The sequence below is a fragment of the Rhizobium sp. SVR5-9E genome (assembly GCF_056755095.1).
Window position 1 is genome coordinate 1 of record NZ_JBNDHS010000059.1, and the last position, 18,713, is coordinate 18,713.

General features: G+C 60.3%; 17 protein-coding genes. All 17 read left to right on the forward strand.

All coding sequences use genetic code 11. From position 1 onward, the window contains the following. Positions 1 to 299 (forward strand): DUF4082 domain-containing protein (locus ACPYOJ_RS23045; protein WP_481418308.1); only part of this gene is annotated, 299 nt, incomplete at its 5' end. Positions 300 to 400: 101 nt separating this feature from the next. Beyond that, the gene (locus tag ACPYOJ_RS23050) at positions 401 to 1,585 is read left to right on the forward strand and encodes a GTP-binding protein (protein WP_481418309.1); all 1,185 of its coding nucleotides are present in this window, start codon (positions 401 to 403) and stop codon (positions 1,583 to 1,585) included. A 427-nt stretch (positions 1,586 to 2,012) separates the two neighbouring features. Next, on the forward strand, positions 2,013 to 2,333 hold the full coding sequence (locus ACPYOJ_RS23055) for a hypothetical protein (RefSeq protein WP_481418310.1): 321 nt from the start codon (positions 2,013 to 2,015) through the stop codon (positions 2,331 to 2,333). Positions 2,334 to 2,355: 22 nt separating this feature from the next. Continuing rightward, positions 2,356 to 4,488: a peptidase domain-containing ABC transporter gene (locus ACPYOJ_RS23060; protein ID WP_481418311.1), complete on the forward strand. Its 2,133-nt coding sequence runs from the start codon at positions 2,356 to 2,358 to the stop codon at positions 4,486 to 4,488. Beyond that, entirely contained in the window at positions 4,485 to 5,891 is a 1,407-nt protein-coding gene (locus ACPYOJ_RS23065; protein ID WP_481418312.1) for an HlyD family type I secretion periplasmic adaptor subunit, read from the forward strand. The genes ACPYOJ_RS23060 and ACPYOJ_RS23065 overlap by 4 nt, the downstream gene beginning before the upstream one ends. Before the next feature lie 859 nt (positions 5,892 to 6,750). Further along, on the forward strand, positions 6,751 to 8,013 hold the full coding sequence (locus ACPYOJ_RS23070; RefSeq protein WP_481418313.1) for an ABC transporter substrate-binding protein: 1,263 nt from the start codon (positions 6,751 to 6,753) through the stop codon (positions 8,011 to 8,013). 141 nt (positions 8,014 to 8,154) lie between these two features. Then, positions 8,155 to 9,081, forward strand: a complete 927-nt coding sequence (locus ACPYOJ_RS23075; RefSeq protein ID WP_481418314.1) for a carbohydrate ABC transporter permease — start codon at positions 8,155 to 8,157, stop codon at positions 9,079 to 9,081. A 12-nt stretch (positions 9,082 to 9,093) separates the two neighbouring features. Beyond that, on the forward strand, positions 9,094 to 9,951 hold the full coding sequence (locus tag ACPYOJ_RS23080) for a carbohydrate ABC transporter permease (RefSeq protein ID WP_481418315.1): 858 nt from the start codon (positions 9,094 to 9,096) through the stop codon (positions 9,949 to 9,951). Between the two features lie 5 nt (positions 9,952 to 9,956). Beyond that, positions 9,957 to 11,018 carry an ABC transporter ATP-binding protein gene (locus ACPYOJ_RS23085; RefSeq protein ID WP_481418316.1) on the forward strand — a complete coding sequence of 354 codons (1,062 nt, stop codon included), beginning with the start codon at positions 9,957 to 9,959 and terminating at the stop codon, positions 11,016 to 11,018. Beyond that, complete coding sequence (locus tag ACPYOJ_RS23090) at positions 10,987 to 11,775, forward strand: formylglycine-generating enzyme family protein (RefSeq protein ID WP_481418317.1); 789 nt, start codon at positions 10,987 to 10,989, stop codon at positions 11,773 to 11,775. The genes ACPYOJ_RS23085 and ACPYOJ_RS23090 overlap by 32 nt, the downstream gene beginning before the upstream one ends. Then, positions 11,754 to 12,761, forward strand: a complete 1,008-nt coding sequence (locus ACPYOJ_RS23095; RefSeq protein ID WP_481418318.1) for a ScyD/ScyE family protein — start codon at positions 11,754 to 11,756, stop codon at positions 12,759 to 12,761. The genes ACPYOJ_RS23090 and ACPYOJ_RS23095 overlap by 22 nt, the downstream gene beginning before the upstream one ends. Before the next feature lie 152 nt (positions 12,762 to 12,913). Further along, the gene (gene glpD, locus ACPYOJ_RS23100) at positions 12,914 to 14,431 is read left to right on the forward strand and encodes a glycerol-3-phosphate dehydrogenase (RefSeq protein ID WP_481418319.1); all 1,518 of its coding nucleotides are present in this window, start codon (positions 12,914 to 12,916) and stop codon (positions 14,429 to 14,431) included. A 44-nt stretch (positions 14,432 to 14,475) separates the two neighbouring features. Further along, a complete protein-coding gene (locus ACPYOJ_RS23105; protein WP_481418320.1) occupies positions 14,476 to 15,555 on the forward strand; it encodes an ABC transporter ATP-binding protein in 1,080 nt (359 codons plus the stop codon). Positions 15,556 to 15,564: 9 nt separating this feature from the next. Beyond that, positions 15,565 to 16,635 carry an ABC transporter ATP-binding protein gene (locus ACPYOJ_RS23110; RefSeq protein ID WP_481418321.1) on the forward strand — a complete coding sequence of 357 codons (1,071 nt, stop codon included), beginning with the start codon at positions 15,565 to 15,567 and terminating at the stop codon, positions 16,633 to 16,635. A 2-nt stretch (positions 16,636 to 16,637) separates the two neighbouring features. Next, on the forward strand, positions 16,638 to 17,504 hold the full coding sequence (locus ACPYOJ_RS23115) for a carbohydrate ABC transporter permease (protein ID WP_481418322.1): 867 nt from the start codon (positions 16,638 to 16,640) through the stop codon (positions 17,502 to 17,504). Positions 17,505 to 17,518: 14 nt separating this feature from the next. Next, positions 17,519 to 18,343, forward strand: a complete 825-nt coding sequence (locus tag ACPYOJ_RS23120) for a carbohydrate ABC transporter permease (protein WP_481418323.1) — start codon at positions 17,519 to 17,521, stop codon at positions 18,341 to 18,343. Between the two features lie 12 nt (positions 18,344 to 18,355). Continuing rightward, positions 18,356 to 18,637, forward strand: a complete 282-nt coding sequence (locus ACPYOJ_RS23125) for a DUF2160 domain-containing protein (protein WP_168831327.1) — start codon at positions 18,356 to 18,358, stop codon at positions 18,635 to 18,637. The last annotated feature ends 76 nt before the right edge of the window (positions 18,638 to 18,713 follow it).

An 18,713-nucleotide genomic window follows, 5' to 3' on the forward strand; every position in this document is an offset into this window, starting at 1 on the left:
TCACCAACACCTCGGCGAGTGGCTGGCAGACGGTGAACTTTGCGACCCCTGTCACCATCGCCGCCAATACCACCTATATCGCGTCGTATCACACGACCGGCAGTTACGTGGCGACCGATGGCTTCTTCACCAGTCCCGCCACCAATGGCCCGCTGACGGCGCTTTCGAACGCCGCCGCCGGTGGCAACGGCGTCTATGCGTATGGCGGCTCCGCCACCACAGGTCTCTTCCCGACCAGCACCTTTGATTCAGCGAACTACTGGGCCGATGTGGTCTTCCGGCCGCAGCTCGCCGCGTGAAGCATCGAACAAGGTGTGGGACGGTTTCGGATGAGGTTAACACGAAGAAAATGCTTGCCGCGGCAACTGTCGCTCCGAATGCCGACATTGAAGGGAGGCCGATGAACAGGATCAACCGGCTACCGGTGACAGTGCTGGCCGGCTTTCTTGGCGCCGGCAAGACGACGCTTCTCAGCCACGTGCTGACCAACCGCGAGGGCCTGCGGGTCGCCGTCATTGTCAACGACATGAGCCAAGTGAACATCGATGCCAGTTTCATTCGTGACGGCGGCTGCAATCTTTCGCATACGACGGAGACGTTGGTCGAACTCAGCAATGGCTGCATATGCTGCACCCTGCGCGACGACCTCCTGGCGGAGGTGCGGCGACTGGCCGAAGAAGGGCGATACGACTATCTGTTGATCGAAGGGACCGGCATTGCGGAGCCACGCCCTATCGCAGCAACCTTTTCCTTCCGCGACGAGAATGGGGTTTCCCTTTCCGATTTCGCGAAACTTGACACGATGGTCACCGTCGTCGACGCCGCAAGCCTTCTTGGCGACTACAGTAGCGCCGATCTGCTTCGCGATCGTGGTCAGCAGCGTGACAGCCAGGACCGCCGGACGCTCATTGACCTCTTGGTCGACCAGATCGAATTTGCCGATGTTGTTGTGATCAACAAGTTTTCGGACTCGACCGAGGCGATCCGCGCGGAAGTCCGCAAGGTGGTTGCTGCCCTCAACCCGGATGCGCGCCAGGTGGAGACGGATTTCGGCAAGGTTCCTCTTGCAACTGTCCTAAACACCGGCCTCTTTGATGAAGCAAAAGCGGCCGCGCACCCATTGTGGCACAAGGAGCTGTCCAGCCCAGGCGCCCATGTTCCCGAAGCGGAGGAATACGGAGTCTCGAGCTTTGTCTATCGTACAAGGCGTCCCTTCAATCCCGTGCGGTTTCGAGAATTCCTGGACGCGCCCTGGCCAGGGGTAATCCGCGCCAAGGGCTATTTCTGGCTTGCCACGCGCCCGCGTCACGTGGCTCTAATGTCGGCCGCCGGGGTGCAAAGGCGCTGCGAACCTATGGGGCTTTGGTGGGCAGCCGTTCCCCGGCAAGATTGGCCAAGTCATCAGCAGTTTCGTCAGCATCTGCAGAGCCGATGGGACAGCGCTTGGGGCGACCGTAGGCAAGAGCTCGTGTTCATCGGTGTCGGCATGGACGAGACCGGCGTCCGAGCCGCGCTGGACGACTGCCTGGCGAGCGCGGATCCGCGGGACTGGCCCGCTCTCGAAGATCCCTTTCCGGCCTGGTAGCGTGCGGGCGACATTGTGTTCCTTCTGGCTCCAGTCGGAGAGGACCACTTTGCGATAACCAGCTGCCCTGTTCGGGCTCGCCTGCTCGGTACTGGCGCCTCATCCTCAAGCATTGCAGCTTTTCCGCACTCCGCTAAGGGCGGAGGCCACTCATCACAACGATGTAACGAAGGGCGCTGGCGCATACCAATGATTGCCTTCGTTTCATTCGCCAAAAAAGTGGCAGAATATGGCATTTGCGAAAACGCGGTGAGCGACGATGATGATCTTCAGGGTGCGCTTCAAGGATCACAAACAGTTAGGTGCTTTCGGAGAAGAGCGCGGCCACGATCCACGGCTTGCGCGTGACCAGCGCGATCCGTTTCCGGCGTCGGGGCACGCCCATACCGCATGACGGATTTTGAACCAGAAAACAGAGGAGACGATCATGAGCATTGAACTTTATGCAGACGGCATCGGCGAAATCACCGTTACCGGGACGATTGTCAGGATCGATCTGATGTCGCTGTCGGCCACTGAACGCGACGCGAGCAACAATCCCAAGCCGGTCTTTCGCCAGCGGATCATCATGCCGGTTGACGCCTTCGCCAATGCAGTGGACCTGATGCAAAAAGCCCTCGGCGGACTTGTCGAAGCCGGCGCTGTTCGCCGGATCGGAGGCGGTCCGTCAGTTTCGGTATCGGATGTCGCCCAACCGGCGCAGAAGCCTTTGAACACTTCCCCGAATTTCAGCTACTGCACACAATAATTCGCTAAGGCGGGCCGTGAGCATGCACACTAATCTTCACTGTCTCGCGCTCGTCGCCCGCCATCACGGGGTGGATCTCTCGCCTGAGCGTTTGCAGCATGACTATGCGGTAGGCGATCAGCCGGTTACCGTGCGACAGCTGCTACGCATAGCGAAGGACGCCGGCCTGCGCGCCAAACAGGCTCATCTCGCATGGCGATCACTATTTGAACTGGGCAATGCCTATCCGGTGCTGGCCGGGCTTGAGAACGGCAACTGGGTTGTAATTGCCGGCGCCGCTGCCGATGAGGAAGGGGAACGGATCCGTGTGCTCGACCCCCTGGCAGACCGTCTGGAATTCATGCTCCTGAATGAGGAGCAGTTCTCAAAATTATGGCACGGATCTCTCATCCTTCTGAAGCGCAATTTTCGGATGAGCGATGATGATCAGCCATTTGGTTTTCGCTGGTTTGTTCCGGAAGTCATCCGGCAACGCAGCTTCTTCCGCGACGTCGCGCTCGCCGCGTTTGTTCTCTACGGGCTCGGCCTCACAACGCCGATGTTCTTTCAGATCGTCATCGACAAGGTCCTTGTCCATCAGGGCTACGCGACGCTCATGGTTCTGACGGTCGGCATAGCCGTCGCGCTCGTCTTTGATGCCATCTTCAGTTTTCTGCGGCGCTATCTTCTTTTGTACGCGACAAACAGGATCGACATCAGAGTAGCGACGCGTACGTTCGGGCATCTCCTCAATTTGCCCATCGCACTTTTCGAGCAGGCGTCCGCCGGCGTCATCGTCAAGCACATGCAACAGACGGGTCGAATCCGCGAATTTTTGACGGGTCGACTGTTCCTGACGCTTCTTGACGGACTGTCGCTGCTGGTCTTCGTGCCAATCTTGCTGCTCTACAGTGTCAAGCTCACGCTTGTGGTTCTCGGCTTTGCCGTTCTTGTCGGGCTTGTCGTCATGATGCTTGTCGGACCTTTCCAGCGGCGGCTGCAGGCGCTCTATCTGGCCGAGGGGGACAGGCAGGCTCTGCTCGTCGAAACCGTTCACGGCATGCATACCGTCAAGTCCCTGGCTCTGGAGCCTCGTCAACGCAAGGTGTGGGATGACTGTTCCGCACAATCCATTTCTGTGCGTTTTCATGTCGAAAAGATCTCGACGATCGCACAGTCGATGACCGCGCTCTTGGAGAAGTTGATGAGCGTCGCAATTATTGGGCTTGGCGCGCTCGACGTGTTTAACGGCGCAATGACAGTTGGTGCGCTCGTGGCGTTCAACATGCTCGCCGGCAGGGTGTCCGGGCCGCTCGTCCAGATTGTCACAATGGTGCACGAATACCAGGAAGTCGCGCTTTCTGTTCGTATGCTTGGGGAGATCATGAATCAACGCGCCGAGCAGTTTGGTCGCGGTCGTGGCATCCGTCCGCCGCTCAAGGGGCACATTGAATTCGACCAGGTAACTTTCCGCTACGGGCCGGAGGGTCCGCCGGCGCTTGACGACGTCTCCTTCACCATTCCGGCCGGATCGGTCTTCGGCGTCGTCGGCAAGAGTGGTTCGGGCAAGACAACGATCACCAGGCTTATCCAGGGTCTTTACCAGAGCCAGCAGGGGCTTGTTCGAATGGATGGTTACGACAGTCGCGAGATCGATCTCGTTCACCTCAGGACGAGTATCGGTGTGGTGCTCCAGGACAACTTCTTGTTCCGTGGCACAGTGCGCGACAATATCGCTGCTGCGAAACCGGGTGCAAGTATCGAAGAGATTGTCGAGGTAGCACGCATCGCAGGTGCGGAAGAGTTCATCGCGCGCCTTCCGCGTGGCTTCGAGACAATGCTGGAGGAGAATGCGTCCAATCTTTCGGGTGGTCAAAAACAGCGTCTAGCGATCGCACGCGCGCTCATCACCGATCCTAAGCTGCTTATCCTCGACGAGGCGACCAGCGCGCTCGATCCCGACAGCGAAATGATCATACGGCAGAACCTCAGCCAGATCGCGGCGGGGCGTACGGTGATAATCGTTTCGCATCGCCTATCGACCCTTGTCGACTCCGACGCCATCCTCGTGGTCGAGCGTGGCAAGGTCGCCGATATCGGCCGTCACGACCAGCTTGTGTCGCGCTGCATGACGTATCGCCATCTATGGTCACAGCAGATGAGGCAAGTGGCATGAACACTGCCTCCCAGCAATCCAGTGCAAACGCGCCTGTCCCTGTAGCAAGACGCGGAAACGAACTGACGGCGCGCCCGCTTTTGCCCGTCATCGCGGAATTCCAGTCCGATGCCGTCGAGCTTGAAGAGCGCGCGCCGCCGCGAATAGCCCGCATGACGCTCTACTGCGTTACAGCTCTCCTTGGCGCCGCTATCTTCTGGGCTTCGGTCTCGTCGATCGACGAAGTGGTCATCGCCACCGGGAAGCTGATCACCACGCAGCCGACGATTATCGTTCAGCCTCTCGAAACGTCGATCATTCGCACGATCGATGTGACAGCCGGCGAGGTCGTACACGCCGGCCAGACGCTTGCAACGCTTGACGCGACATTCAGCCAGTCGGATGTCAATCAGCTGCGCGCGAAATTCGCCGCGCTCGATGCGCAGGTGAAGCGGATTGAAGCCGAACTTGCCGGAGCCGACTACTCGGCGATCGCCGGTAACTCCCCTGACGAAGTGTTGCAAGTGCAGCTCTTCGGGCAGCGGCACGCCTTTTACATGGCCCAGCTTCAGAATTTCCAGCAACAGATTGCAGGTCAGGCGGCAACGATTGCGGCCAGCAGGGATCAAGAGGCGATTTTGTCTAACCGTCGCGAAACTTTGTCGTTGGTCGAGAGCGCCCGCCAGCGACTCTACAATCGCCAAAGTGGCTCGATGATCATGTTGCTCGGGGCGCGCGATGCACGTCTCGATGTGGAAGCCAACTTGTCTGCAGTACGGGGGCGGGCGGACGAAGCGAAGCATGCCTATGCAAAACTGCAGGCCGATCGGCGGGCCTTCATCGAAGACTTCCGACGGGCGGCGATGGAACAACTGGTCGAGCTGCGCAGCCAGCGCGACACCGCCGGGGACGAGCTGAAGAAGATGGCACTTCGCCGCAACATGGTGGTGCTTACCGCCTCGGCCGATGCTGTCGTCCTCGATCTTGCCCAACGCTCGGTCGGTTCGGTTGTACGAGAGGCAGAGCCGATCGTAATGCTCGTTCCTCTAAACGTTCCATTGGAGGCCGAGGTCTCAGTCAATTCGCGTGATATCGGGCGCATCGAGGTCGGCAAGGAGACTCGGATCAAATTTGATGCCTACCCGTTCCAGAAATATGGCACCGCGTCGGGCACGGTCAGGACGGTCAGCCGCGACGCCTTCACCCCCACGCCGCAGGATGCCGCGGCAAGCCAGTCCAACTCTCCGTTCTTCAAAGCCCGCATTCTCCTCTCCGATATGCGCCTCGGCACAACAAACGATCCTGTCCGGTTGCTCCCCGGAATGGCCGTTTCCGCCGAAATCAAAGTCGGACGCCGAACGGTGATTTCGTACTTTCTCTATCCATTGCTGCGGGGGCTCGACAGCGCCATCCGTGAGCCGTGAGCCGCTGTTTGAGCGGTGTTCACGTTGTGTCTTGAATGGAGGCTGTGAACCGACGCTGAAGGTTGCGTGCCAAGACAATCGCCACCAACCATATGATTATGTTGATAACAATTTACCTCGGGCGATCACCGGCGCTGATCGCGACCCGCCTCTTTTCATATTGTCATGCAATGATCGGATTGGAGGGCGCGCGCTTGGGCGTGTGTTCGGCGGGAAGAATTTGCGAGGGAAAGCCTCGACGCAGCGTGGCAGATCGACGGCCCCCACGATGCCGACACGAGCACCGACGGTATCCACCGGCTCAGGCAGCATGGCCGAGGCGCTGACGCTTCGCGGCCATCCCGATGCGCCATCCTGGCCCGCAACCAATCGTCCCAATCTCGAAATACCGCAGGACCCGGCTATCGCGGGCGCGAAGACTTCATCTTCGTTGGCGATGGTAGCTCGTCGTTCGCAAAGCTCACCATAACCTGAAGGCCGCAGGTTCAAATCCTGCCCCGCAACCAAAGCAACCGTTCGCGAGGGGTGACATCTGCGGCCGGCTATTCATGGCGGATCCGTGACATCGTCTGAACCGCGGCATATCGCCTCCGGGCAGGCGGGTTTCTGGCCCGAAAGGTTGGCGTCGGGCACCTAGGGTTAAATCAAGGTAATGCTAATATACATCTCTGAATAAAGCGCCTGATGTGTTAGATTAATCCGCAGAAGAACGCGGTTTCGTGGAGGAGAGGCGCTCGGCGTTCAACTCGTCGTAGCAGCGTTCGCGGGGGTATCCCAGTAGCATTTTCTGCCATGCCGGGAACGGTGGGGTCCTCATCAGAAGGGCCTCTGGATAACGGCTTTAATCGGGAGGTGTACAATGTTTCGCAAATTGTTTCTCACCTTGGCGATTGCGACGTCCGCACTTGCGATCAATGGAACCGCTTGGGCTGACATCACCATCCTCGTGCCCTCCGGCAGCGAGGGCGACGGCCTGAGAGCCGCAGCCGCCGACTACGCCAAAATGAAGAGCACGAAGGTCGAAATCGTCCAGGCCCCTTACGCCAACGTTTTCGAGAAAGCAGCGAATGCCGGTCAGACAAAATCGGGCGCTTTCGATATCGTGCTGATGGACGATCCGTGGATCCCATTCTTTGCCGAAAATGGCCATCTCGAGGATCTTAGCGGCTACTTCGCCAAGCTTGGGGTTCCAGGTCCCGACAACGACTTCCTGGCAAAGTCGCTGGCGGTTTGCCGCAACCCGTACAATACGGGCCCGTTCGTCTGCATTCCCTATGTCGGCAATGCGCAAATGTTCTTTTATGACGGTGCAAAGTTCGCAGAAGCCGGAGTTTCCGGCGCGCCTAAGACGTGGGACGATGTCTACAAGGCAGCCAAGGCCATCACCGACGCCGGCGGAGGACGTTTCTACGGTTACGTATTCCGCGGCGGTCAAGGCAATAACGTGGTCGCCGATTTCATGCCGCTCCTGTGGTCGTATGGCGCCAACCTCTTCAATGCCGACCGCACCAAGGTGACCCTTGATACCAAGGAAGCCAAGGAGGCGATGACGATGTTCATGACGCTGAAGGGGATCTCGCCCAAGGGCGTCGAAAGCTTCGCACCCGAGGATGTCGGTCGCGCAATGACGTCGGGCGTCGCGGCCTCATCGATCAACTGGCCGAACTGGGTCGCCACCTTTGAGGACCCGAGCCAAAGCCAGGTGGTTGGCAAGATCTCCTACGCGCCGATGCCCGCGGGCACGCACGCCGGCTCATCGGAGATCGGTCACTGGACCATGGGCATAATGTCGGCTTCGAAGAACAAGCAGGAAGCCTTCGATTTCATGAACTGGGCGACCTCGCCGGAGCAGATCAAGATTTCCGCTACGCGCGGCAATCCACCGGTCCGCTTCTCGGTGTTTACGGATCCCGAACTGACGTCGCAACCGCAATTCCGGCATTACCCGACGCTGATGGAGGCGATCAACTTCTCGACGCCGCGGCCGCGCCATCCCAAGTGGCCTGAGATCGAGAACGCACTCGGCATCGAGCTCTCCAAAGCTGTTGCGGGCACGATCACCCCGGACGAGGCGCTGAAGAACGCGCAGGAATCGGTCTCGAAAATTACGAACATGTACTAGCGCGCATATGTCCGTGCGGACCGTCGGTTCCGATCCCGGGAATTATGCAGGAGGGGAGCAGCCTGAGGGTGGGCGGGGTTTGCGGACCCCGCCTGCAAAAAGACGGCAACTGCGCCGGGGAGGAGCTCATAGGAGGGGCTGATGGCGAGGTCCGAAAGCGGCACATTGGCCGCGCAGCTTCGACCGGGTGGTGGTGGTCTGGAGCAATGGGCAGAGCGTCACCTGCGCATCCTCATGCTGGCGCCTGCACTGCTGCTCCTCGCCGGGCTGACGCTGTTTCCGACCGTCTACATGTTTACCGCGGCGGTACAAAGGGTCAGTCCTGACCCGAGTGTGCCTCGCGAGTTCGTCGGGCTCGGCAATTTCGTGCGGATGCTTAGCGATCCGGAACTTCACCTCGCCGTCAAGAACACGGTGGTGTTCACCAGCATCGCGGTAACGCTTGAATTTCTCCTCGGCCTCGGCCTTGCGCTGCTTTTCGACAAATACATTCGCCGGCTGAATTTCCTCAAGACGATCCTGTTGGTTCCGATGATGATTCCGCCGATCGCCGTGGCTCTGACGTGGAAGCTCATTTATCAGCCGCAATTCGGCGTCCTCAACGAGTTGATGTACCGCCTTGGATTGCCCGCCCAGGCATGGGCCGGCGATGTCAACCTCGCGATGGCAACGATCATCGCAGCAGATGTCTGGGAGTGGACGCCGTTTATTTTTCTGCTGATGCTGGCCGGGCTGGCAAGCCTGCCGACCGAACCCTACGAGGCAGCGCAGGTTGACGGCGCCTCGGCCTGGCGCCAGTTCTGGGACCTGACCATACCCTTTCTCAAGCCGGTGATCGCCATCGCCCTGCTGTTGCGGATCATGGATGCGCTCAGGCTGTTCGATCTGGTGTTCATTCTCACCGTGGGTGGCCCGGCGGGGGCAACCGAGACGCTCAGCCTCTATATCTTCAAGGTCGCGTTTACATTCGTCGACATTGGCTATGCCGCGGCGATCTCGCTGGTGGTGCTGTTCGTAACGGTCGGCTTCAGCACCTGGTTCATCAAGCGGTTGCGGCTGGTGGATTGAGGAGGGCACCGTATGGCAACCCGCGCACGGCATCGAATCGGTGAAGGGATGCTCCGGATGCTGGCCTATCTCGGAATGGCATTCGCGCTGTTCATCACCATCTTTCCCGTCTACTGGCTCGCCCAGAATTCATTCAAGCTCGACATCGACATCTTCGCTGTGCCGCCGGTGTGGTTCGACTTTCCGCCGACCTTCAAGCACTATGAAGCGGCTTTCATCGGACAGCCGTTCCTGATCTACGCCCTCAATAGTCTGATCATCGCCGTGGCGACGACAATCGTCTCTCTGGTGTTCGGCACCATGGCCGGCTACGCCCTTGCCCGTTTCGAATATCCGGGCCGATGGCGCTACCAGATCTCGTTCTGGATCCTGTCGACGCGAATGATGCCGCCGATCGTGACGATCATACCGCTGTTCATCTTCTTCAACTTCTTCAACTTGCTGAACACCAAACTCGCCGTCGTCGTCGCCTACACCGCTTTCAACCTGCCCTTCGTGACCTGGATGATGAAGAGCTACTTCCAGGATCTTCCGCCCGAACTCGAGGAGTCCGCGATGGTCGATGGTGACACGCGCTGGGGGGCCTTTCTCCGGATCGCCCTTCCGCTGGCACGGCCCGGCATCGCCGCAACGGCGATCTTCAGCCTCATTCTTTCCTGGAATGAATTCCTGCTGGCGCTGATCCTGACCCAGACGGAGCGGTCGATGACGCTGCCGGTTGGAATTTCCGGCCGGGTCACCCAGTACACCACTCATTGGGGTGAGATCAGCGCTGCGGGCTTCCTCGCCAGCGTTCCGATCATCGTCTTCGCGCTAATCGTCCAGAAGCACCTCGTCCGGGGATTGTCCCTGGGCGCCGTCAAAGGCTGAAACCTATGGCGTCTGTCACGTTCAAGAATGTGTACAAGAAGTTCGGCGAATTCCTCGCCGTGGCCAACTTCAACCTCGAAATCAAAGACAAGGAGTTTCTCGTTCTGCTCGGGCCCTCCGGCTGCGGCAAGACGACAACCATGCGCATGGTCGCGGGTCTCGAGGAAGCAACCTCCGGCGACATCTACATCGACTCGAACCGCATCAACGGTGTTCTGCCCAAGTATCGCGACGTCGCGATGGTCTTCCAGTCTTACGCCTTGTATCCGCATCTCACGGTCGAGGAGAACATCGGCTATCCGCTGAAAATCCGCAAAGTGCCGCTCGAGGAACGCAAGCGACGCATCGCCGAGGTCGCACGGCGGGTGGAACTTGACACGATGCTGTCGCGGCTGCCGAAGGAACTTTCCGGTGGCCAGCGCCAGCGGGTAGCGCTCGCCCGGGCGATCGTGCGCACCCCGCGGGTCTTTCTCATGGACGAGCCGCTCTCCAATCTCGACGCCAAGCTCCGCACCCAGATGCGCGCCGAACTGAAGCACCTTCAACACGAGCTGCAGGTCACGACCATCTACGTTACCCACGACCAGATAGAAGCGATGACGCTTGCCCACCGCGTGGCGGTGATGAACAAGGGCGTGATCGAGCAGCTTGGGACGCCACGGGAAATCTACAGCGATCCGCGCACGCTCTTCGTTGCCGGATTTATCGGCTCGCCGCCGATGAACCTTATTCCGGGAGACGTCAGTGACGGTTTGTTCGTCAGTGACGGCCTAAGGGTGGAGGGCATCGGTGGGGTGAACCTCTCCGGCGCTGTCCTCGGAGTCCGTCCGGAAGACGTCCATGTCGCCGAAGCCGGGGACCCCGACGTCAATCTGGTCGCGCCGATCTATTCGGTGGAACTTACCGGCGAGAGTACGCTTGTCAGCGTCCGGTTGGGTGGACGACTCATGACCTTGCGCGCGGACAAGCATTTCGCCGGTCAGATCGATCAAGAAATCGGTATCAGGGTTGTCACGGATCGGGTGTTTTTGTTCGATGGAGAGACGCAATCTCGCATTGATTTCTAGGGCGCTTGGTGCGGCGCTCGTCATCGCCTTCGCATCCCACGCGAGGGCGACCGATGTCGGCCCGATCGCCGGAAATCCGCTGATTGATATTCCTGCCGGGGCGTTCGTCTTCGGCCGCGATGACGGCCCCGAAAACGAACGCCCGTCCCGCGTGCTGGAAGGTCGGGAGTTCGCAATCAATCGGACCGAGATCACGAACCGGCAATACCAAAGTTTCGTCGACGCCACGGGGCACCGGTCGGGCTTCTACGCAACTCACCCGATCCTCGGATTGGACGACCGGCCGGTTGTCGGGGTGAGTTGGGCGGACGCCGATGCCTTTTGCCGCCACTATGGACTGGCTCTCCCCTCCGAGCAGCAATACGAGAGGGCGGCACGAGGGACGGAGGGCGAGCGGTATCCATGGGGCGAAGCTCCGCCGGACCCTACGCGGGCAAATTCCGGAACCGATGCCTGTTGTTCCGCCGATGCGCGCGACGGATATCCCATGACCGCGCCAGCTGACTCCTTCGCTGACGGCGCAAGTGCCGAGGGCGTCCTCAATCTTGTCGGCAATGTCTGGGAATGGACGGGCGACCTCTATGCCCCGTATGATGGTGGACCGCCGATAGGAAGCGTCGGGTCCTATCGTGTGCTTCGCGGAGGCTCGTGGAACAGCGATCCAAAGCACCTTACGACGACCTATCGCCTCGCCTATGATCCCGAATTCCGCTTCTCCGGTAATGGTGGTTTCCGATGCGTCCGTTCCGCACATTGATTATTGCCGCAGGTCTTCTGTTCCTGGCAGCCGGTGCCAGCGCTGAGCCGAAGGTTGCACCCGGCTATAAGCTCGAGACCTTCAACGTGCCGGGCGCGGCCTTCGCCGGCCTCTCTCGCGATGGCGGAGACTTGCTCGTCAGCGATCTCGCCAGCGGCCGGCTCTACAGCCGCGGCGGAGATGGCAAGCTTGTTCCCTTCGGGCCGATATTTCCGCATGGCCCGGACGTGATTGGCGACCCGACGGGTCCCTATCGAATCGTCCGCGCCGGCGATGCCTATGTCGTTGCCCAGGGATGGAAACCGGCCGATGCCGACGAGAGTCCGTTTGACCACGCTCTCGTTGCGGTCGACCTCGATGGTCAGGCCCGTGTCATCAATAGCGATTTCTGGAATCCCTTCGATTTGATCGTCTCGGACGGAACCTATTACGTGATCGACTCTGCGCGAAACAGTGTCGAACGCGTGGAGGCGGACGGTGGGAAAAGCACGCTCACGACATTCGGCCGCTTGGCACAGGCTGCCACGACACTCCGCAGCCTTTCGCCGACCGAGTTCGCCAAAGGCGACAGCTATGAGGTCGACGCGGTGCCGACTGGCATCGCCCTTCGCGATGGGCGCCTCTATGTTACGTTGTTCGGCGGCTTTCCCTTCCTTGCCGGTGCCGGCAAGGTCGTTTCCCTTCCCGCGGCCGGCAATGCGCCAAGGCCGCAGCTCGAGGTCGAAGGACTGAATGCGCCCGTGAGTGTCGCCTTCGACAGCGATGGGGAGATGCTTGTCCTCGAACATGGCACATACGACCAGAAAGAAGGTTTCGGGAAGGGTAGCGGGCGGTTGCTGAAGCTTGGCAAAACGACAGGCGACCGGAAGATCATTCTCGACGGCCTCACCCGGCCAGTGTCCGTTCTCGTCTGGGACGAGCGGCGGATCGTCGTTTCCGAGCTTGGCGGCAACCTCCATTTTCTGACCTACGAAGCTCAGCGCTGACCAGCGACCGGCGGTAAATTTGCCGGCGCGCTCTGCCGCACCCCTTGATCCAAGAACATTCGTTTGACACGCGAATAGTTTTCATTTCTACTTCAATCGGTTTCGAATTGCGCGCAGGCACAAGTCGAATCCGGCGCACGGGGAGGGGAAGAGTGGGCCAAGGACATCACGACCTATTCGTGATCGGGGGCGGGATCAACGGCTGCGGGATCGCGCGGGATGCGGCGGGGCGCGGCTATTCGGTGGCACTGGCGGAGATGGGCGATTTCGCCTCGGGGACGTCGTCGGGGGCGACCAAGCTGATCCATGGCGGGCTACGCTATCTCGAGCATTACGAGTTCCGGCTGGTGCGCGAATCGCTGATGGAGCGCGAGGTCTTGTGGGCGATGGCGCCGCACATCATCTGGCCGCTGCGCTTCGTGCTGCCCTACCAGACGGGCGGCATCCGGCCGGCCTGGCTGATCCGCCTCGGACTGTTCCTCTACGACCATCTCGGCGGCCGCCGGCTGTTGCCGCCGACGGCGGTGCTTGACCTTCGCCGCGACCCGGCCGGCAAGCCGCTGAAACCGGTGTTTGCCAAGGCCTTCGAATATTCCGACGGCTGGGTCGACGATGCCCGGCTGGTGGTGCTGAACGCCCGCGATGCCGCCGACCGCGGGGCGCTGATCCTGCCGCGCACCAAGGTGGTGTCGGCCCGCCGCGAGAGCGGCCTGTGGGAGATCGACAGCGTGAACATGCTGACCGGCGAGAACAGCCGGCATCGGGCCCGCATGCTGGTCAACGCCGCCGGCCCCTGGGTCGATCAGCTGCTGCGCGCCGCTTTCGGCCAGAACGAGGCCCGGCATGTGCGCCTCGTGCAGGGCAGCCACATCGTCGTCCGGAAGAAGTTCGAGGGGCCGCGCGCCTATTTCTTCCAGAACCCCGACAACCGCATCATCTTCGCCATTCCCTACGAGGAGGATTTCACGCTGATCGGCACCACCGATCGCGACTATGGCGGCGATCCGCAGGCTGTCCGGATCTCCGAAGAGGAGACCGGCTACCTGTGTGCCGCCGCCAGCGAATATTTCAACGAGCCGGTGGTCCCCGAGGACATCGTCTGGAGCTATTCGGCGGTGCGGCCGCTCTATGACGACGGCGCCTCGAAGGCGCAGGAGGCGACGCGCGACTATGTGCTGAAGCTGGAGGGCGATGCCGGCGCCGCACCGCTGCTCAACGTCTTCGGCGGCAAGCTGACCACCTACCGGCGGCTATCGGAACATGCGCTGGAAAAGATCGGCGCGGCGATTGGCGTCAAGGGTGCCCCGTGGACGGCCAACAGCCATCTGCCGGGCGGCGACTTTCCGGTGCAGGGTTACGAGGCGCAGGTCGCAACGCTCAAGGCGGCCTATCCGTTCCTGGCCGATCCGCATGCCCGCCGGCTGACGCGCCGCTACGGCACCCGCGCCAGCGTGCTGCTCGGGCAGGCGCGATCGCTCGCCGAGCTCGGCCGCTGCTTCGGCTCCGATCTCTACGAGGCCGAGGTCGGCTATCTCGTCAAGCACGAATGGGCCATCACCGCCGAAGACGTCCTGTGGCGACGCTCCAAGAAAGGGCTATATCTGTCAAAGGATGAGGTGAAAAATTTGGAGGAGTACATGGCCGCGATCCCTGCCCAACTGGCAGGGTGAACAAGCGGCATGTCGTCCCCGTTGTGAGGAGGCACGGGAACGGAATGCTTGAACTGCGCAATACCACCAAGACGGTGGGGGGTGAATACCATATCTACCCGACCGATCTGACACTTGAACGCGGTACGCTGAACGTCCTGCTGGGGCCGACACTCTCCGGCAAGACGTCGCTGATGCGTCTCATGGCCGGGCTCGATCGGCCCACCAGCGGCTCCATCCATTTCGATGGCGTTGATGTAACCGGCGTGCCGGTGCAGAAGCGCAACGTCGCAATGGTCTATCAGCAGTTCATCAATTACCCCGCATTGTCGGTCTATGAGAATATCGCCTCGCCGTTGCGGATCTCCGGCCGGGACGCGAAGACGATCGACGTGGAAGTGCGCAAGGCGGCGGAGCTCCTGAAGCTGACGCCCTATCTTGAGCGCACTCCGCTCAATCTTTCAGGCGGGCAGCAGCAGCGAACGGCGCTTGCGCGCGCCCTTGTCAAGAATGCGGACCTAGTGCTTCTCGACGAGCCGCTCGCCAATCTCGATTACAAGCTTCGCGAGGAGCTGCGCCAGGAGCTGCCAAAGATATTCTCCCAGTCGGGCGCGATCTTCATCTATGCGACGACGGAGCCTTCGGAGGCATTGCTGCTCGGAGGCAACACTGCCACCCTGCATCAGGGACGCATCACGCAATTCGGTCCGACAATCTCCGTCTATCGACGGCCGACCGATCTGGTGACAGCCAAGACCTTCGCCGACCCGCCGCTGAACTTCATCTCCGTGTCCAAGGCCGGCGCGAGCTTTCAGCACAACGGCCAGATTGGCATTCCCGTGCCGGCGCACCTCGCGACGATTGGAGACGGTCCGGTCACCATCGCGTTTCACCCTCATCATCTTTCCTTGACGCCGCAGACTGCGGACGCGCCCAGGCTACGCGCCAAAACTCAGGTCTCGGAAATTACCGGCTCCGAAAGCTTCGTGCATCTGGACTACGGCGGGGTGCGCTGGGTGATGCTGGAGCATGGCATTCACGACATCGAGCCGGACACGGATCTCGACGTGTTTCTGGACACGCGTCATCTGCTGGCCTTCGGCGAAGACGGCCGCGCCATCGCTGCCGCGCGGCTGGCGGCATAGGGGGGTAAAATGGCACGGATTACGCTCGATCACATCCGTCATGCCTACGGGCCGAACCCGAAGACGGACAACGACTATGCCCTGAAGGAAGTCGATCACGAATGGACCGACGGCGGCGCCTATGCGCTTCTCGGACCATCGGGATGCGGAAAGACGACGCTCCTCAATATCATCTCCGGCCTGCTGCAGCCATCGCACGGACGCATCCTATTCGACGGCGTGGACGTGACCATGCTTTCGACGCAGGCCCGCAACATTGCGCAGGTTTTCCAGTTTCCCGTCATCTACGACACGATGACGGTTTATGACAATCTTGCCTTTCCGCTTCGCAACCGCGGTGTTCCCGAACAGGAAGTCGACCGCCGCGTTCGCGAAACGCTCGAGATGATCGACCTCGCCGATTGGGCCAAGCGCAAGGCCCGCGGGCTGACGGCGGATCAGAAGCAGAAGATCTCGCTTGGCCGCGGTCTGGTGCGAAACGACGTCAATGCGATCCTTTTCGACGAACCGCTGACCGTCATCGATCCGCACATGAAATGGGTGCTGCGGTCGCAGTTGAAGCGGCTGCACAAGCAGTTCGGCTTCACGATGGTGTACGTGACGCACGATCAAACGGAAGCGCTGACCTTCGCCGAGAAGGTCGTCGTCATGTACGAAGGAGAGATTGTGCAGATCGGCACCCCGGCCGAGCTCTTTGAGCGTCCGAGCCACACTTTCGTCGGTTATTTCATCGGCTCGCCGGGCATGAACCTCATGCCGGCTAAAGTCACGGGCAATCAAGTCAAGGTCGGCAGCGAGACGCTCAATCTCAGCTACGCGCCTAAGACGAATGGGGCGGCCAAAACCGAACTTGGCATCCGCCCCGAATTCATCCGCCTCGGACGGCAGGGCATGCCCGTCGCGATCTCAAAAGTCGAGGATATCGGCAGGCAGAAGATCGTTCGCGCCCGATTTGCCGATCAGCCGATCGCGATCGTCGTGCCGGAGGATGCGGAAATCCCGGCGGACGCGCGGGTCAGCTTCGATCCGGACGCCATCAGCATCTACGCCGATTCATGGCGTGTCGGCAGGGAGGGCTGACCGTGGAAAAGACCTGGAACAACAAGGCGTGGTTTCTCGTCCTGCCGGTATTGCTGCTGGTCGCATTTTCCGCCGTCATTCCGCTGATGACGGTGGTCAATTACTCCGTTCAGGACACGTTCGGTAACAACGAGTTCTTCTGGGCGGGAACCGACTGGTTCGTGCAAACACTTCATTCTGACCGCTTCTGGGCGGCGCTGCAGCGAAACCTGCTGTTTTCCTTCATCATCCTGATGCTTCAAATCCCGCTCGGCGTCTTCATCGCGCTCAACATGCCGAAAAAGGGCATCGGTGTTCCGATCTGCCTGGTGCTGATGGCGCTTCCGCTGCTCATCCCGTGGAACGTGGTCGGCACGATCTGGCAGGTCTTTGGCCGTGTGGACATCGGCTTGCTCGGCCACACGCTGGAAGCGATGGGACTCGACTACAACTATGTCCGCGATCCCATCGACGCGTGGATTACGATCATCGTCATGGATATCTGGCACTGGACGAGCCTCGTCGTCCTGCTCTGCTATGCTGGTATCGTTTCGATCCCGGAGGCCTATTACCAGGCGGCGAAGATTGACGGCGCCTCGCGCTGGTCGGTCTTCCGCTATATCCAGCTCCCGAAGATGAAACGCGTGCTGCTGATTGCCGTGCTGCTGCGCTTCATGGACAGCTTCATGATTTATACCGAACCCTTCGTCGTCACCGGCGGTGGCCCCGGCAATTCCACGACATTCCTCTCGATCGATCTCGTGAAGATCGCGGTCGGCCAGTTCGACCTCGGGCCTGCCGCCGCGATGTCGATTATCTACTTCCTGATTATCCTGCTCCTCTCGTGGATCTTCTACACGGTGATGACCAGCAGCGACGCAAATTCGTGAGAAGGGAGGGGAACATGAAAGCCAAGAAATACAAACCTGCCGGCAACTTCTCCTGGATCGTCTCGACGCTCTACATCCTCTTTCTGCTGCTGCCGATCTACTGGCTGATCAACATGAGCTTCAAGGAGAACGCCGAGATCACCGGCACCTTCTCGCTCTGGCCGCTGAACCCGACGCTGCGGAACTACGCGGTGATCTTTACCGATCCATCCTGGTACAGAGGTTACATCAATTCCATCATCTATGTCGTGATGAACACGGTGATATCGGTGCTGGCGGCGCTTCCGGCGGCCTATGCTTTCTCGCGATACCGCTTCCTCGGCGACAAGCATCTGTTCTTCTGGCTGCTGACAAACAGGATGGCTCCGCCGGCAGTCTTCGCGCTTCCCTTCTTCCAGCTCTATTCGGCCTTCGGCCTCATCGACACGCATATCGCGGTTGCCCTGGCGCACTGCCTTTTCAATGTGCCGCTGGCGGTCTGGATCCTTGAAGGCTTCATGTCGGGCGTGCCGAAGGAAATCGACGAGACGGCCTATATCGATGGGTATTCGTTCCCGCGCTTCTTCGTGAAGATCTTCATGCCGCTGATTGCGAGCGGCATCGGCGTCGCCGCTTTCTTCTGCTTCATGTTTTCATGGGTCGAACTGTTGCTTGCCCGCACGCTGACGACGACGGCCGCAAAGCCGATTTCGGCGATCATGACCCGCACCGTTTCCGCGGCCGGCATGGATTGGGGTGTTCTGGCGGCGGCCGGCGTGCTGACGATCGTGCCGGGTGCGCTCGTCATTTATTTCGTCCGGAACTACATCGCCAAGGGTTTCGCGCTTGGGCGCGTTTGAGGGGAGCTGGATATGAACTTTTCCTGGATGGCGTGGACGTTGCCGACAGCGCTGTTCTTTCTGACGATCCTGTTGCTGCTGATCGGCATGAGCATCTGGGAATATTTTGCGCCGGGAGGCTCCCCGCGGGTCGGCATCCTGCGTTTCGAGACGACGCGCGGGGACCGCCTCTTCGTCTCGCTGCTCGGCGCCGCATTCATTCATCTCGCATGGCTGGGCCTTGTGGGGCCTAACCTGTGGTGGGCTCTTGCCCTCTCCGTAGTCTACGCCCTCGGCGTGTTCCGCTACGTGTGACGGCAAGGAGATACAGATGGCCGGGGGTAGGTCTGGCCGCCTGAGACGTGCAAATGCAATCGCAAACTCTGGGAGG